Annotated in this window: 16 protein-coding genes; 5 read left to right on the top strand and 11 right to left on the bottom strand. The window is 64.1% G+C overall.

The window, feature by feature from the left end; all coding sequences use genetic code 11:
- Positions 1–129 precede the first annotated feature (129 nt).
- The 5 genes from msbA to rfbC all read left to right on the top strand — a co-directional run bounded on the left by msbA (position 130) and on the right by rfbC (position 5,114).
- Complete coding sequence (gene msbA / locus ABWO90_RS10950) at positions 130–1,881, top strand: lipid A export permease/ATP-binding protein MsbA (RefSeq protein WP_353191253.1); 1,752 nt, start codon at positions 130–132, stop codon at positions 1,879–1,881.
- Positions 1,882–1,952: 71 nt separating this feature from the next.
- Entirely contained in the window at positions 1,953–2,534 is a 582-nt protein-coding gene (locus ABWO90_RS10945) for a peroxidase-related enzyme (protein WP_353191252.1), read from the top strand.
- 34 nt (positions 2,535–2,568) lie between these two features.
- Complete coding sequence (gene rfbB / locus ABWO90_RS10940; RefSeq protein ID WP_353191251.1) at positions 2,569–3,633, top strand: dTDP-glucose 4,6-dehydratase; 1,065 nt, start codon at positions 2,569–2,571, stop codon at positions 3,631–3,633.
- A gap of 18 nt (positions 3,634–3,651) precedes the next feature.
- Positions 3,652–4,539, top strand: coding sequence for a glucose-1-phosphate thymidylyltransferase RfbA (gene rfbA, locus ABWO90_RS10935; protein WP_353191250.1), 888 nt, complete (start codon positions 3,652–3,654; stop codon positions 4,537–4,539).
- A 26-nt stretch (positions 4,540–4,565) separates the two neighbouring features.
- Complete coding sequence (gene rfbC, locus ABWO90_RS10930; RefSeq protein ID WP_353191249.1) at positions 4,566–5,114, top strand: dTDP-4-dehydrorhamnose 3,5-epimerase; 549 nt, start codon at positions 4,566–4,568, stop codon at positions 5,112–5,114.
- Positions 5,115–5,183: 69 nt separating this feature from the next.
- Here the strand turns inward: rfbC and ABWO90_RS10925 are convergent, their stop codons facing one another.
- From ABWO90_RS10925 to ABWO90_RS10875, 11 genes are all read right to left on the bottom strand, one after another.
- On the bottom strand, positions 5,184–6,500 hold the full coding sequence (locus tag ABWO90_RS10925; protein WP_353191248.1) for a cation diffusion facilitator family transporter: 1,317 nt from the start codon (positions 6,498–6,500) through the stop codon (positions 5,184–5,186).
- Positions 6,501–6,530: 30 nt separating this feature from the next.
- Entirely contained in the window at positions 6,531–8,000 is a 1,470-nt protein-coding gene (rng, locus tag ABWO90_RS10920) for a ribonuclease G (protein ID WP_353191247.1), read from the bottom strand.
- 44 nt (positions 8,001–8,044) lie between these two features.
- Positions 8,045–8,644: a Maf family protein gene (locus ABWO90_RS10915; RefSeq protein ID WP_353191246.1), complete on the bottom strand. Its 600-nt coding sequence runs from the start codon at positions 8,642–8,644 to the stop codon at positions 8,045–8,047.
- Positions 8,645–8,929: 285 nt separating this feature from the next.
- Positions 8,930–9,712: a glycerophosphodiester phosphodiesterase gene (ugpQ, locus tag ABWO90_RS10910; RefSeq protein ID WP_353191245.1), complete on the bottom strand. Its 783-nt coding sequence runs from the start codon at positions 9,710–9,712 to the stop codon at positions 8,930–8,932.
- Positions 9,709–10,806, bottom strand: coding sequence for a sn-glycerol-3-phosphate import ATP-binding protein UgpC (locus tag ABWO90_RS10905; RefSeq protein ID WP_353191244.1), 1,098 nt, complete (start codon positions 10,804–10,806; stop codon positions 9,709–9,711). The genes ugpQ and ABWO90_RS10905 overlap by 4 nt, the downstream gene beginning before the upstream one ends.
- Positions 10,807–10,808: 2 nt before the next feature.
- Positions 10,809–11,654: a sn-glycerol-3-phosphate ABC transporter permease UgpE gene (gene ugpE / locus ABWO90_RS10900; protein WP_353191243.1), complete on the bottom strand. Its 846-nt coding sequence runs from the start codon at positions 11,652–11,654 to the stop codon at positions 10,809–10,811.
- Complete coding sequence (ugpA, locus tag ABWO90_RS10895) at positions 11,651–12,547, bottom strand: sn-glycerol-3-phosphate ABC transporter permease UgpA (RefSeq protein ID WP_353191242.1); 897 nt, start codon at positions 12,545–12,547, stop codon at positions 11,651–11,653. The genes ugpE and ugpA overlap by 4 nt, the downstream gene beginning before the upstream one ends.
- A 137-nt stretch (positions 12,548–12,684) precedes the next feature.
- Positions 12,685–14,016: a sn-glycerol-3-phosphate ABC transporter substrate-binding protein UgpB gene (ugpB, locus tag ABWO90_RS10890; RefSeq protein ID WP_353191241.1), complete on the bottom strand. Its 1,332-nt coding sequence runs from the start codon at positions 14,014–14,016 to the stop codon at positions 12,685–12,687.
- Between the two features lie 326 nt (positions 14,017–14,342).
- Positions 14,343–14,813 (bottom strand): 23S rRNA (pseudouridine(1915)-N(3))-methyltransferase RlmH, encoded by a 471-nt coding sequence (rlmH, locus tag ABWO90_RS10885; protein WP_353191240.1) that lies wholly within the window; start codon positions 14,811–14,813, stop codon positions 14,343–14,345.
- Between the two features lie 17 nt (positions 14,814–14,830).
- On the bottom strand, positions 14,831–15,271 hold the full coding sequence (gene rsfS / locus ABWO90_RS10880; protein ID WP_353191239.1) for a ribosome silencing factor: 441 nt from the start codon (positions 15,269–15,271) through the stop codon (positions 14,831–14,833).
- Positions 15,272–15,324: 53 nt separating this feature from the next.
- The gene (locus ABWO90_RS10875) at positions 15,325–16,092 is read right to left on the bottom strand and encodes a nicotinate-nucleotide adenylyltransferase (RefSeq protein WP_353191238.1); all 768 of its coding nucleotides are present in this window, start codon (positions 16,090–16,092) and stop codon (positions 15,325–15,327) included.
- Positions 16,093–16,104: the final 12 nt, after the last annotated feature.

Below are 16,104 nucleotides of genomic sequence, written 5' to 3'. Positions count from 1 at the left end.
CCCCGGATTCGCCCCGGATTGCGGGCATTGTGGTGATTTTTGAGGCGGCGTCCGAGGGCGGCTCGGACACGTCCCGGTGAGACCGCCCGGTACGATAGAATAGCGGTTTTTCCGCCGTCCCCGACTTACATGAGCGCACCGCACAAGCCCACCGGACCGATTCTTCGCCGTCTGCTGGGCTATCTCCAGCCGTACTGGCATATGGGCCTGCTGGCCGTTCTTGCCATGGCGCTCGTGGCCGGCACCGAAGCGGCCATTCCGGCGGTGCTCAAGCCGGTGCTCGACAAGGGCTTCTCGGGCGGCGATCCGTGGAAACTCTGGTACGTGCCGGCAGCCGTGATTGGTCTGGCCGTGATCCGGGGGCTGGCGCAATATGCCGCCAACTACATGCTCTCGTGGGTCTCCAACCGTGTGCTGCTCGATCTGCGCGTGCGCATGTTCGAGCGTCTGCTGCACGCCCCGGCGGCGTATTACCAGCGCGAGACGACCAGCACGCTCATCAACGCGATCGTCTACGAAGTCAATCAGGTGCTGGGCGTGCTGACCACGGTGCTCATCACGCTCGTGCGCGACTCGCTCACCGTCGTGGGACTGCTGGGCTATCTGTTCTATCTGAACTGGCGCCTCACGCTGGTCGTGGCCATCATTTTGCCGTTCATCGGCTGGCTGGTCGGCAAGATCAACCGTCGCCTGCGTCGCCTGAACCGCGAGCAGCAAACACTGACCAACGCGCTGTCATATGTCGTTGAAGAGGCGGTGGGCGGCTATAAGGTCGTGAAGATCCACAACGGCGAAGACTACGAAAAATCGCGTTTCGACAAGATGACCAGCAAGCTGCGCGGCTATGCCATGCGCGTGACGGTCTCGGGCGGCCTGGCCCAGCCGGTCACGCAGGCGCTCGCCTCGCTGGCGCTGGCCATCGTGATCACGGTGGCGATGATCGAGTCGTCGTCGGGCGAGATGACGGTGGGTGGCTTCACTGCATTTGTCACGGCGCTGCTGCTCGTGGTGTCGCCGCTCAAGCACCTGATGGACGTCAACCAGCCGCTGCAACGTGGCGTGACGGCCGCCGAGCTGATTTTTGAAGTGATGGACGTCGAAGTCGAACCGTCCGGCGGCGACCGCGCGCTCGAGCGCGCCAAGGGCCGCGTGACGTTCGATCAGGTGAGCTTCCATTACGGCGCGAGCGAGCGCCCGACGCTCGACAAGATTTCGCTGAACGTCGCCCCGGGGGAGATGGTGGCGCTGGTCGGCCCGTCCGGCAGCGGCAAGACGACGCTGGTCAATCTGGTACCGCGCTTCTTCGATCCGACCGGTGGCCGGATTCTGCTCGACGACATTCCGCTCGACGACCTGCGACTGGCCGACCTGCGTAGCCAGATTGCCTTCGTGAGCCAGGACGTGGTGCTCTTTAACGACACCATTGCGGCAAACGTGGCCTACGGGCAGGAAGTTGACGCCGAGCGCGTGCAGGCGGCACTTCGCGCGGCCAACCTGGCCGATGCCGTCGCGGCGATGCCCGAGGGCGTCGATACGCTCGTCGGCGACAACGGCATGCGACTGTCGGGCGGCCAGCGTCAGCGTCTGGCCATCGCACGCGCGATCTACAAGGATGCACCGATTCTGATTCTCGATGAAGCGACCTCGGCGCTCGATTCCGAGTCCGAGCGTCATGTGCAGGCGGCGCTCGAAGTGCTGATGGAAGGCCGCACCACATTGGTCATCGCGCACCGTCTGTCGACCATCGAGCGCGCGGATCGCATCGTGGTTCTCGAGCACGGCAAGATCGTCGAGCAAGGTTCGCATAGCGAACTCGTGGCGCATAATGGCCTCTACGCGCATTTGCACCGCATTCAGTACGCCCAGCAGCAGGAAGCCTGACGTCGTGCCTCCTGCGCCATGCCGGGCGTAGCGAGGGACGCCGCCAGCGTCATGTCATTGAGGAGATTGCGATGAGCCAGCCGCCGATCAGTCGTTTTCCAGTGCCGGATCTGGCAGCGTTGCCAGCCGATGTCCGTGCGCGTATCGACGAAGTACAGGAGAAGGCCGGGTTCGTCCCGAATGTCTTTCTCACGCTGGCGCACCGTCCCGATGAGTTTCGCGCGTTCTTCGCCTATCACGACGCGCTGATGCTCAGGGAGGGCAATCTGAGCAAGGGCGAGCGCGAGATGATCGTGGTCGCCACCAGTGCCGTGAATCAGTGTCTGTACTGTGTCGTGGCGCACGGTGCGCTGGTGCGCATCTACGAAAAGCAGCCGCTGCTGGCCGATCAGGTCGCCGTCAACTATCTGAAGGCGGATCTGACGGTGCGTCAAAAGGCGATTCTGGCCTATGCGATGAAGGTGTGCGAGCGTTCCCACGAGGTGAACGACAGCGATTACGCCACGCTGCGCGAGCACGGCCTGAACGACGAGGATATCTGGGACATCGCCGCGATCACGGCATTTTTCGGCATGTCCAACCGCATCGCGAATGCGATTTCGATGCGTCCGAACGACGAATTTTTCCTGATGGGACGCGTGCCGCGCAAGTAGTGCCGCGCCTGAAACTCCGTTACCTGCACACTCCATGATTTTTGTGACTGGCGGCGCCGGCTTCATCGGTGCGAACTTCGTGTTGGACTGGCTCGCGCAACATGACGAGCCTGTCCTGACCATCGACAAGCTGACCTACGCGGGCAATCTGGCCAACCTCGCCAGCCTGGAGCACGACCCGCGGCACGATTTCGCACAGGTCGATATCTGCGATCGCGCGGCGCTCGATCGTCTCTACGCCGAGTATGGTCCGCGCGCGGTGCTGCATTTCGCTGCAGAGAGCCACGTCGACCGGTCCATCCACGGTCCGGGCGATTTCGTGCAGACAAACATCGTCGGCACATTCACGATGCTCGAAGCGGCACGCGGCTACTGGGGCGCGCTCGAAGGCGAAGCGCGCGAAGCCTTTCGCTTTCTGCATGTCTCGACCGACGAAGTCTATGGCTCGTTGAGCCCGACCGATCCGGCGTTCAGCGAGACCACGCCTTACGCGCCCAACAGCCCGTATTCGGCCTCCAAGGCCGGCTCGGACCATCTGGTACGGGCGTACCACCACACGTACGGCTTGCCGGTTCTCACGACCAACTGCTCGAACAACTACGGTCCCTATCAATTCCCCGAGAAGCTGATTCCGCTGGTGATCGCCAACGCGATCGCGGGCAAACCGCTGCCGATCTACGGCGACGGCAGCAACGTGCGCGACTGGCTGTACGTGGGCGACCATTGCTCGGCGATTCGCGAAGTGCTCGCGAAGGGCGTGCTGGGCGAGGTCTACAACGTAGGGGGCTGGAACGAGCAGAACAACCTGTCGGTGGTGAAGCATCTGTGCGCGTTGCTCGACGAACTCGCGCCGCGCGCGGACGGCAAGTCCTACGCGGAGCAGATCACGTTCGTGACCGACCGTCCCGGCCATGACCGCCGTTACGCCATCGATGCACGCAAGCTCGAGCGTGAACTCGGTTGGCGTCCGGCAGAGACCTTCGAGACCGGCATGCGCAAGACCGTGCAGTGGTATCTGGCCAACGGCGAATGGGTACGCCAGGTGCAATCGGGCGAGTACCAGCGCTGGATCGAAACGCACTATCAGAAGAACGACTAAGGCAAGGCAGAGGCACGCATGAGCACGAAACGCAAAGGCATTATCCTCGCGGGTGGATCCGGTACCCGCCTGTATCCCGCCACACTGGCCGTCTCCAAGCAATTGCTGCCGGTGTATGACAAGCCGATGATCTACTACCCGCTGACCACGCTCATGCTGGCGGGAATTCGCGACGTGCTGATCATTTCCACGCCCCAGGACACCCCTCGTTTCGAGCAACTGCTCGGCGACGGCAGCCAATGGGGCCTGAATTTGCAATACGCCGTGCAGCCGTCGCCGGATGGTCTGGCACAGGCGTTCCTGATCGGCGCGGATTTCATCGGCAGCGATCCGTGCGCACTGGTGCTCGGCGACAACCTTTTCTATGGTCACGACTTCGCAAAGCTGTTGAGCGCGGCGAATGCCCAGACCGACGGCGCGACGGTTTTCGCCTATCCGGTCAACGATCCTGAACGGTACGGTGTGGTGACGTTCGACGACGCGGGGCGGGCCATCGAACTGATTGAAAAGCCGAAGACACCGAAGTCGCGGTATGCCGTCACCGGCCTGTACTTCTGCGATAACGACGTGATCGAGATCGCACGTTCGATCAAGCCATCGGCGCGCGGCGAGCTTGAAATCACCGACGTCAACAACGCGTACCTGAAGCAAGGCAAGCTGAACGTGCAGATGATGGGCCGCGGCTATGCGTGGCTCGATACCGGCACGCATGAGTCGATGCTCGAAGCGAGTACGTTCATCCAGACCATCGAGAGTCGTCAGGGCCTGAAGGTCGCCTGCCCGGAAGAGATCGCCTATCGCCGTGGCTGGATCAACGCAGCAGACATCGAAGCGCTGGCGCAACCGCTCGCAAAGACCGGCTACGGCCAGTATCTGCTCGCCATGCTGCGCGAACGCGTCTTCTGATCGATCCGACTGCCAGGACATTTGACATGCAATTGATTTCCACCGCCATCCCCGACGTCAAGGTCGTCGAACCCAAAGTGTTCGGCGACTCGCGGGGTTATTTCTTCGAGAGCTTCAACCAGCGCAACTTCGACAGCGGGCTCGGCCAGACGCTCACGTTCGTGCAGGATAACCAGTCGTGTTCGGCGCGCGGCGTGCTTCGCGGGCTGCACTATCAGGTGAAGCAGCCGCAGGGCAAGCTCGTGCGCGTATTGCAGGGCGAGATTTACGACGTGGCTGTCGATATCCGCGAAGGCTCACCGACATTCGGCCAGTGGGTGGCGGAAGTGTTGAGCAGCGAGAACAAGAAGCAGTTGTGGATTCCAGCGGGCTTCGCGCACGGCTTTGTCGTGACGTCGGCATCGGCCGAGGTGCTGTACAAGACGACTGACTACTGGGCGCCGCAGTTCGAGCGCTGCATCCGGTGGGACGATCCGATGCTGGCGATCCCCTGGCCGCTCGATGGCATCACCCCGGTGGTCTCCGACAAGGATCGTCAGGGCATGCTGTTCGCGGACTTCAAGCACGAAGACTGACGCCGCAAGGGGGCAGGCGCCAGGTCTTGCTCCCGCGGCACAATCCATCCGGCCGCCGCAGGACTTCCGTCAGTTGACGGCGGGCCCGGCGGCCGATGTCGTTTCAGGCGCTTCCGAGGCAGTGGGCGGCGAATCTGCGCGGGTGCCGATGTTCCCGCCTTCACCCGCTGCGGCTGCCGTCTCTCCCGTCACGCGCAGGATTCGCACGTATCGCAGCCCGAGCGGCGCGAAGCGTGCGGCGAGGGCGTCGGCGACTGTCTGTGACGACGGCTCCATCCCGCCATCGCTCTGCGTCGTCTGGTGTGCCGGACGCGCCAGATCCTGCAGCCCCTCGACGATCACGTCCGCTTCCAGCCCGTTGTTCAGATAGTGCAGCTTGACGTCGTGCAATGCGAGCGCATTCGCGCGGCACAGCACCTCGGCGGCGCCGACGACCACCGCGCGTGCCGGCCATTGCTGCAGCGCCGTGCCCTTGGCATCGCTCTCCGGATCGACGTGCACCAGAACGTCGAGGATCTGCGGCTCGCGCATGACGGCTGCACGGGCCTGCTCCGCGATGTAATGTCCCTCGGAAACGGACAGGCGCGCATCGACGAGGATGTGGACGTCGACGACGATCTCGTCGCCCATGCGGCGCGTGCGCAGCATGTCGAGCGACCGCACGCCGGGTGTGGCCAGCAGGCGTTCGCGAATGGTCACGGTCGTGGCGTCGTCCACGCCGCGATCGATGAGGTCCTGCAACGCATTCCAGCCGAACTTCCAGCCGGTGCGCCCGATCATCAGGCCGACGAGAGCGGCCGCCAGCGGATCGAGAATGCGATAGCCGGCGAGATTGCCGAGAATGCCGCAGGCGACCACGAGCGACGAGAGGGCATCGGAACGGGCGTGCCACGCATTGGCGACGAGCATGGCCGAGCGTACGCGCTGCGCGGCGCGCAGCATGTAGCGGAACAGCCCTTCCTTGCTGACCAGCACGAATACCGCGACGACGAGTGCGACGGTGTGGACTTCCGGAATCTCGTCCGGGTGCAGCAGGCGTTCGATGCCGCGCCACAACATGCCGGCGCCCACCGCCACAAGAATCACGCCAAGAAAGAGCGACGCCGCATTCTCATAGCGGCTGTGGCCGTAGGGGTGATCGGCGTCCGGCGCACGTGCACTGCCGCGTGCGGCGGCCAGCACCACGAAGTCGGAGACGATGTCCGAGAACGAGTGAACGCCATCGGCAATCAACGCCTGCGAACGGGCGAAGATGCCGATGACGATCTGTGCGGTCGTGAGTACGACATTGACCCAGATACTGACCCAGGTCGAATGGCGCGCAACTGCGTGTTTGTCGAGCGCCTCGCTCGATGCCGCCAGATTGTCGTAGTTGGTGTAGGGCATGACGTCGGAGCGCTGGGCGGTTGGGACGCTTTACATCAGAATGATGTCGTACTGCTCTTGATGGAACGTCGATTCCACCTGGAGGGAAATGGGCTTGCCGATGAAGTCGATGAGCATTGCGAGATGCTGCGACTCCTCCTCGAGGAACAGATCGACGACTTCCTGCGAAGCGATCAGACGGAACTCACGCGGATTGAACTGGCGCGATTCGCGCAGGATCTCGCGCAGAATGTCGTAGCACAGCGTGCGGGGCGTCTTGACCTGGCCCTTTCCCTGACACACGGCGCATGGCTCGCACAGCACGTGCGCGAGCGACTCGCGCGTGCGCTTGCGGGTCATCTCCACGAGCCCGAGCTGCGAGAAACCATTCACCGTAATGCGCGTGCGGTCGCGGGCCAGCGCCTTCTTCAGTTCGGCCAGCACCGAGTCACGATGTTCCGCGCTTTCCATGTCGATGAAGTCGATGATGATGATCCCGCCGAGGTTACGCAGGCGCAACTGGCGCGCAATCATCAGCGCGGCTTCGAGGTTCGTCTTGAAGATCGTGTCGTCGAAATTGCGCGCGCCGACGTAGCCGCCGGTGTTCACGTCGATCGTGGTCATCGCCTCCGTCTGATCGATCATCAGATACCCGCCGGACTTCAGATCGACGCGACGCGAGAGCGCCCGCTCGATTTCCGTCTCCACGTTGTAAAGATCGAACAGCGGGCGCTCGCCGGTGTAATGCGTGAGCTTGCCCAGCACTGCCGGCGTGTAGACGGTGGCGAATTCGGCCAGCTTCTGGAACGTCTCGCGCGAGTCGACGAGGATCTTGCCCGTTTCCTCGTGCACGAAATCGCGCAGCACGCGCTGGGCGAGGTTCAGATCCTGGTACAACAGCGCCGGCGCGGGCACACGCGTGCTCTGCTCGCCGATGGTCTGCCACGACTTGCGCAGATAGGCGATGTCGTTGGCCAGTTCGGCTTCGGCCGCGTCCTCCGCGATCGTGCGTACGATGAAACCGCCTTTCTCGTCCGCAGGCACCAGCGACTGGATCTTGCTGCGCAACGCTTCGCGCTCCGCCTCGCTCTCGATGCGCTGCGAGATTCCGATGTGCGGCTCCTGCGGCAGATACACGAGTGTGCGCCCGGCAATGCTGATCTGCGTGGACAGACGCGCACCCTTGGTGCCGATGGGGTCCTTGATGACCTGAACCATCAGTGTCTGCCCTTCGAAAACCGTTTTCTCGATGGGCGGTTGCGGATGCGGCGTGGACGTGTCGTTATTCGTGCGCGGATGCCAGATGTCCGCCACGTGCAGGAACGCGGCGCGCTCCAGCCCGATGTCGATGAACGCCGATTGCATGCCCGGGAGCACACGCACGACCTTGCCCAGATAGATGTTGCCGACCAGGCCGCGCGAGAGCGTGCGCTCGATGTGCAGTTCCTGCACCGCCCCGAGCTGCATGAGCGCCACACGGGTTTCCTGTGGCGTGATGTTGACCAGAATGTCTTCGTTCATAAAGTGTCGACCAGACTCGAATGGCTTGGCAAATGCAGTACGCGTCAGAAGTCGACGCCCGCCTGACGCAGCAGCGCGGCGGTTTCACACAGCGGCAGTCCCATGATGCCGGAATAGCTGCCGTCGATGCGCATCACGAATTCGGCGGCCTTGCCCTGAATGCCGTAGGCGCCCGCTTTGCCTTTCGGCTCGCCCGACGCGACATAGCGCTCGATCTCCTCGCGGCGCAACGGACGGAACCACACGTGCGAGATGTTCACCGCCTGATGGATCTGCCCGTCCGCACACACGGCGACCGCCGTCAGCACGCGGTGACGGGTGCCGGACAGACGCGCGAGCACGGCGCGGGCGTCGGCGTCGTCGAACGGCTTGCCGAGAATGGTGCCGTCGAGGCAGACGGTCGTGTCGGCGGTGAGGATCGGCGCGTTGGGCAGGCCTGCACGCGCGAGACGCGCCATGCCGGCCTCGGCCTTGGCCCGCGTCACGCGCTGCACGTAATCGTCGGGTGGCTCGCCTGGCAGTACGGCTTCGAGCGCTTCGGCGTCTTCGTTGGCTCCGGGCAACAGCAGTTCGTATCGAACGCCGAGCTGGTGCAGCAATTCCTGACGGCGGGGGCTTTGCGAAGCGAGATAAATGTACGGCATGGCGGCTTGGCTTGAATTCGTCCAGCCCGGTACAGGATGCCGTCTCGATTTCGAATCGGATGCATGCACCGGGCCGCTGGATAGGCTGGGCGAGGGGAACGCCCTATTATGCCGCCTTGCGCCCACGCCCGCCAGCCATTGACGGTGGCCGCGGGGGCAGCGCACGAAGGCGAATGAGAGCGATTTACGACACCCGGGAGGGCGCCACGCGGGGGGCTTCGTACGGCAAGGTGCGCCGACAAGCCCCCCCCGGGGGGGCGCCCGGCCTCGGGGAGATCGTGGCGATCAGGCTTCGTCGAGGAAGTTGACGCCGATCAGGTCGATGCGGTCGGTGCAGATGGCGTCCACGCCCCACGCCGCGAGCTCGCGCGCGCGGGCCGGATCGTTGACCGTATAGACGAGCATTTGCAGACCCGAGGCCTTGATCTCGGCGACTTGCGGGCCGTCGAGATGCTTGTGGCTGGCGTGCAGCGAGACGGTGCCGAGCTTGCGGGCGTCGTCGCGCCAGTGCGCCGGAACGGCGTCGTACAGCATGCCGCGCGGCAGTTCGGGCACGGCGGCGGCGGCCGCTTCGAGTGCTTCGTACGAAAACGACGAGAGCAGCGGCGGCTGGGCCTGTCCGGCCCACAAGGCGCGCACGGCCTCGGCCACGCGCTTGCCCGTCTCGACCTCGCGGCCCGGGCACGGCTTGATCTCGACATTTGCCGCAAGCCCCAACGCCAGGCAGCGTTCGGCCACCTGCGCGAGCGTCGGCATTGCCTGACCCGCGAAGCGGGCGTCGAACCAGCTACCGGCATCGAGCTGCGCGATCTCGGCGTAGGTCATCGCGGCGGCGGCGCCGTGGCCATTGCTGGTGCGATCGACGGTGTCGTCGTGCAGCAGGAAGACGACGTCATCCGCCGAGAGCTTTGCGTCGAACTCGACCATGCGCAGGCCGAGCGACGCCCCCATTTCAAACGCCGCAAGGGTGTTCTCCGGCGCCAGCTTGCCGCCGCCGCGATGCGCGACGATACGCGGGTAGGGCCACTGGCGCCAAAGGGGCGCCGACGAGGTCGGGGTATCGCTCATGCTTCGACTCGCTTGCCCGTCGCCGGGTCGAACAGGTGCAGTGCCTTGGCCGAGATGGCGAGTGGCACGATCGTACCTGCCGCCGGGCGCAACTCGTGCGGCAGACGCACCGTCACATTCTGATCGCCCCAACGGCCGTGGGCCAGATTGTCGGCGCCGAGCAGCTCGAGCTGATCGACCTTGAGGCTCGTTTGCGCGGCGAAGGCACCCATTCCCGTCTGTTGTTCTGCGGGGACGAGATGCTCGGGGCGCACACCCAGCACCAGTTCGCGATTGGCATGCGCCATGCTGGTGGGCGGCAGACGCAGCGACGGCCCGTCACCGTCGACCTGGAAGGTGCGGCCTTCCGAGTCGATGCGGCCCTTGAGCAGGTTCATCGCCGGCGAACCCATGAAGCTCGCCACGAAGAGCGATGCCGGACGCTCGTACACATCCGTCGGCGTGCCGATCTGCTCGGCGTAGCCCTTGTTCATGACGATCACGCGATCGGCCAGCGTCATGGCCTCGACCTGATCGTGCGTCACGTAGAGGCTGGTGGTCTTCAGGCGAGCATGCAGGCGCTGGATCTCGAGACGCATTTGCACACGCAGCTTGGCGTCGAGGTTCGAGAGCGGTTCGTCGAACAGGAACACGGCCGGTTCGCGCACGATGGCGCGGCCCATCGCCACGCGCTGACGCTGACCGCCGGAGAGTTCACGCGGCCGACGCGCGAGCAGCGGTTCGAGTTCGAGAATCCGGGCCGCGGCGAGTACGCGCTCGTCGATGGTCTTCTTGTCGATGCCGCGAATCTTCAGGCCGTACGACATGTTCTGGCGCACGTCCATATGCGGATAGAGCGCATAGTTCTGGAACACCATCGCGATGTTGCGATCTTTCGGTTCTAGCTGATTGACGACCTGCGAGCCGATCAGGATGCTGCCCTCGCTCACCGTTTCGAGGCCGGCGACCATACGCAGCAGCGTGGACTTGCCGCAGCCCGATGGGCCGACAATGACCACGAACTCGCCGTCTTCGATGTCGATGTCGACACCGTGCAGCACATAGTTCTTCTGGTCGTAGGTTTTCTTGACGCTATGGAGTTTGAGATTTGCCATGTTTACTTATCCGAATCGACCAGACCACGCACGAACCAACGCTGCATGAGCAACACCACGGCCAGCGGGGGCAGCATGGCGAGCAGCGTTGCGCTCATGACGAGTTGCCATTGGGTGGCGGTGTCGCCGCTGCCGATCATGCTTCTGATACCCACGACCGCCGTCGTCATCGACGGGGCGTTGGTCACGAGAATCGGCCACAGGTACTGATTCCAGCCATAGATGAACGTGATGACGAACAACGCCGCGATATTGGTCTTCGACAGCGGCAGCACCACGTCGATGAAAAAGCGGATCGGGCCCGCGCCGTCGATGCGCGCGGCCTCGACGAGCTCGTCGGGCAGCGTCATGAAGAACTGGCGGAACAGGAACGTGGCCGTGGCCGAGGCGATCAGCGGCACCGTCAGACCGACGTAGCTGTTGATGAGCCCGAGGCTCGAGATCACTTGCACCGTCGGGAAAATCCGCACTTCGACCGGCAGCATCAGCGTGACGAAGATGAGCCAGAAGAACAGATTGCGCAGCGGGAAACGGAAATAGACGATAGCGAAGGCCGACAGGATCGACACCGAGATCTTGCCGATGGTGATGACCAGCGCCATGAACAGGCTGTTGCCCAGCATCAGCCCGAACGGCATGGCCGAGTCGCCCGTGCCCTGTCCCCAGATGGTGGCGAGGTTCTCGAACAGGTGCGTGCTCGGGATGAGCGACAGCGGAATGTTGAAGATTTCGCGCTCGTTCATGGTGGCGGCGACGAACGCCACATAGAGCGGAAAGACCACCAGTAACACGCCGATGATCAGCGTGACGTGGCAGAAGATATCCAGGCCGCGACGGTTCTCGATCATGCGTATTGCACCTTGCGTTCGATGAAGCGGAACTGCACGACCGTGAGCACGATGACGATCGCCATCAGCACCACCGACTGGGCAGCGGAGCTGCCGAGGTCGAGCCCCTTGAAGCCTTCGGAGTAGATCTTGTAGATCAAGGTCATGGTCGACTGGCCCGGACCGCCGCCGGTGGCCGCGTCGATCACCGGGAAGGTGTCGAAGAACGAGTACACGAGGTTCACCACGAGCAGGAAGAACGTCGTCGGCGAGATCAGCGGCAGCACCAGCCCGAAGAAGCGTCGCACGGGACCGGCGCCGTCAATCGCGGCCGCTTCCACGAGCGAGCGCGGAATGGCTTGCAGACCCGCGTAGAAGAACAGGAAGTTGTAGCTGATCTGCTTCCAGACCGAGGCGAGCACGATGAGGAACATCGCCTGACCGCCGTTGAGTGCGTGGTTCCACTCGATGCCGAGCTTCGCGAGTCCGAAGGTCACGAGGCCGATACTCGGATTGAACAGGAAGGCCCACAGCACGGCCGCGATGGCGGGCGCGACGGCGTAAGGCCAGATGAGCAGCGTCTGGTAAGCGCGCTTGCCGCGCGTCACGCGATCGGCCATTGCCGCGAGCAGCAGCGAGATGACCAGCCCGCAACCGGTGACAAGGCCGCTGAAGATCATCGTCGTGCGAAACGACGCGAGGTAAAGCGGATCGTGCAACAGCGCCGTGAAGTTTTCGATACCGACGAACTCGCTGGACAACCCGAAGGCGTCTTGCATGGACGTCGACTGCCACAGGGCTTCGCCTGCCGGCCAAAGGAAGAACACGACCGTGATGAAGAGCTGCGGCGCGACGAGCGCGTAGGGCAGCCAGCCGGTGCCGAATCGAGGGCGTTCTCTGGTGTTGTGCGCCATAAACGTTGTGACCCAAAAAAACCAAACCCGGCCCGCGTTGTCGGCGAGCCGGGTGATGTCATTCTAACGACACGATCCGTGCGGCGAGTTCAGGCGTTGGGCCTGCCCCGCGCACGGGATCGCGCGTCAGGAACGGCTTAGCTGCCCTGCTTCTGGAAGCGGCGCAGCAGGTCGTCGCCACGGCTCACCGCCTTGTCGAGTGCGGCCTTGGGCGCTTGCTTGCCGTTCCACACGCCTTCGAGTTCCTCGTCGATGACCGTGCGGATCTGCGGCATGTTGCCCAGACGCAGGCCACGCGTGAACGGCAGGGGCGGTTTGTTGAGCATCTGCTTGATGGCCATGTCCGCGCCCGGATTCTTCGCGTAGAAGCCTTGCTTCTCGGTCAGCTCGAATGCAGCCTTCGTGACCGGGAGGTAGCCGGTGTCCTGGTGCCACTTCGCAGCCACGGGGGGCGAGGCGAGGTAGTTCAGGAACTTGGCCACGCCCTTGTACTCGGCCGGCGACTTGCCTGCGAGCACCCACAGGCTGGCGCCGCCGATGATGGCGTTCTGCGGCGCGCCTTTCACGTCGGCGTCGTACGGCATCATGCCCACGCCGTAGCTGAACTTGGCGTACTTGGCGATGTTCGCGAGCGCACCCGAGGTCGTCATGGCGATACCGCAGTCGCCGCTGTAGAACTTCGAGGTCACTTCATCCTTGCGGCCCACATACGTGAACGTGCCTTCCTTGGCCATGTCGGCGAGGAACTGGATGTGCTTGGTCTGCTGCGGACCGTTGAATTCGAGCTTCGCGTCGAGGCCGTCGAAGCCGTTGTTCTTCGAGGCGAACGGCAGGGCGTGCCATGCGCTGTAGTTCTCGAGTTGGGTCCAGCTCTGCCAGCCCATGGTGAAGCCGCAAGCCAGGCCGGCGGCCTTGAGCTTCTGCGCATCGGTGCGCACGTCGGCCCAGGTCTTCGGCGGGGTGTTCGGATCGAGGCCGGCCTTCTTGAAGGCGTCCTTGTTGTAGTACAGCACCGGGGTCGAGCTGTTGAACGGCATCGACACGAGATGGTTCGTCTTGCTATCGGCGTAGTAGCTCGCCACGGTCGGCACGAAGGCGGCTTCGTCGAACGGCTCGCCGGCGTCCTTCATCACTTGCCACACCGGCTTCACGGCCTTCTTGGCCTGCATCATCGTGGCCGTGCCGACTTCGTACACCTGAAGAATGGCCGGAGCGTTACCGGCGCGGAAGGCGGCGATACCCGCGGCCAGACCCTGCTCGTAGTTGCCCTTGTAGATAGGGACGATCTTGTAGTCGCTCTGCGATGCGTTGAAGTCGTTGGCGATCTGGTTGACGCGCTCGCCGAGCGCCGATTCCATCGAGTGCCAGAACTGAATCTCGGTCACGGCCAGGGCCGACGTGCTCATGCCGAGCGCCAGGGCAGCGCCGACGCCAGCGAGGGCGAACTTGCGCAGGGAAGGTTGCTTCATGCCAATCTCCGGTGGTTCACGAGAAGTCTTGTTGTTCGCGGTGCGAACCTTGTAGCGCCGCGTAGACTAACACGCTGTCGTGTTTTTTCCATTCGCAGTGCACAACGGCTGTTGCTTCGCTGCGTCTCGCGGGGATTGACAGTATCGAGGTGTACGTCCGGCCTGCAAGGCGGGGCAGGCGATTGGCAGTGCCGCACAACGTGGCGTTGCGCTGCACAAGAGACAATGACTTATTTTTGACGCATTTCCGTCACATGCGGCAGGGTACGCGTAATGCGTTGCTGGCTTGACCGAACCGCGCCGATACGGGCAGGCGGGCGCCGACGTCAGACGCGATGGTACGGATGGTTGGCGTTGATGCTCCACGCGCGGTAGAGCTGTTCGGCGAGCAACACACGCACCATGCCGTGCGGCAGGGTGAGGCTCGAGAGGCGGATGAGGGTGTCGGCCCGCGCCTTGAGGGTCGGGTCGAGCCCGTCGGCGCCGCCGATCACGAACGCCACGTCGCGCCCGTCCTGCTGCCAGCCGGTGAGCGACTGGGCGAGGCGCATCGTGGTGAGGTCCTGGCCGCGTTCGTCCAGGCAGACGAGACGGCAGCCGCGCGGCAGGGCCGCGTCGATACGCTGTGCCTCGGCCGCCATCACCGTCTCGGCCGTGCGGGAGTTGGAGCGTTGCTCCGGCTTGATTTCCTTGAGCTCGATGCGCAGCTCGGGGGGCATGCGCTTGGCGTACTCGGCGAAGGCGGTCTCGATCCAGCCGGGCATCTTGTGCCCGACTGCGAGAATGAACAGACGCATGACGGCGGTGTGCGGTCTTACTTGGTCTTGCGGCGTGCCGGGGCGGGCGCGGCCGACGGCTCGTCGCCTTCCTGATCGTCGTCCTCGGCGCTGGCCTTGGCACCGGCCTTGGTGCCGGCGGCCTTCAGGCGAACGGGCTTCTCGCCCCAGATTTCCTCGAGGTTGTAATACTGGCGCAGGGCCGGCTGCATGATGTGCACGATGGCGTCGCCGGTGTCGACCAGCACCCATTCGCCCACGTCTTCACCTTCCATGCTGATGATGTCGCCGCCGGCGGCCTTGACCTTGTCGCGCACGCTCGCGGCGAGGGCCTTGGTCTGGCGATTGGAGGTGCCGCTCGCGATGATCACGCGCTCGAACAGGGCGGTGAGGTGCTCGGTGTTGAACACCTTGATGTCCTGTGCCTTGACGTCCTCGAGGGCGTCGACGATCAGGCGCTGCAGTTTACGAATATCCATAGTGCGTCTTCTTGTGAAACAGGGGGCGCCCGGTCAGGGCCCGCAGGGGGCTCTCAGGCGCGATACAGGTGTTGCGCGCGGATGTACTGCCACACGGATTCGGGCAAGTTCGCCGGAGGCGTGGCCGCGTCTCGCGCATGTGCCAGCGTGGCGCGCAACTCGGTGGCGGATATGTCGACGGCCAGTGAGTCGTCGATCAGGATGCCGCCGCATGGCGTGGATTGTACCCCGAGCGCGGACTTTTCCCGTTGGGCGAAGACTTCACGCAGTTGGACGGAGGCCGCGTCGCGGCTGAAACCGGGGCGGGCGGCCGCGCAAACGTGGGCGTAGTCGAACAATTCACGCCATGCGTGCCACGTATCCAGGCGGACCAGTTGGTCGGAGCCGATGAGCAGCGACAGCGAGGCATGCGGGCCGATGTCGCGGCGCACGTCGCGCAGCGTGTCCACGGTGTAGCTCGGGCCGGCCCGTTCGATTTCGCGCGTGCTCACGATCAATTGCGTGGACGGCTGCACGCGCGCCAGTTCCGCGGCCAGTCCTTCGGCGGCCAGGCGGGTCATGGCCAGCCGGTGCTCGGCCGGGGTGCTGCCTTGCTTTTGGGGCTGCTGGCCGGCAGGCATCAGCACCAGTTCGTCGAGCGCGAGCGCGCGGGCGAACAGGGCGCCCAGGGCCAGATGGCCGGTGTGAATCGGATCGAACGTACCGCCGAGCACGCCGATGCGCCGCCGGCGCGTGTCGGGCGTGTCGGGCGAGTCGGTTGGCACGTGGGCGCTGGCAGCGGGGGAGGCAGCAGAAGCGGCAGCAGAAGACGAGACGGTCATGCGCAGGCGGCC

Source organism: Pandoraea pnomenusa, assembly GCF_040391475.1.
In the GTDB taxonomy this organism is placed as follows: domain Bacteria; phylum Pseudomonadota; class Gammaproteobacteria; order Burkholderiales; family Burkholderiaceae; genus Pandoraea; species Pandoraea pnomenusa_C.
This window is presented reverse-complemented; position numbering and strand designations above follow the sequence as displayed.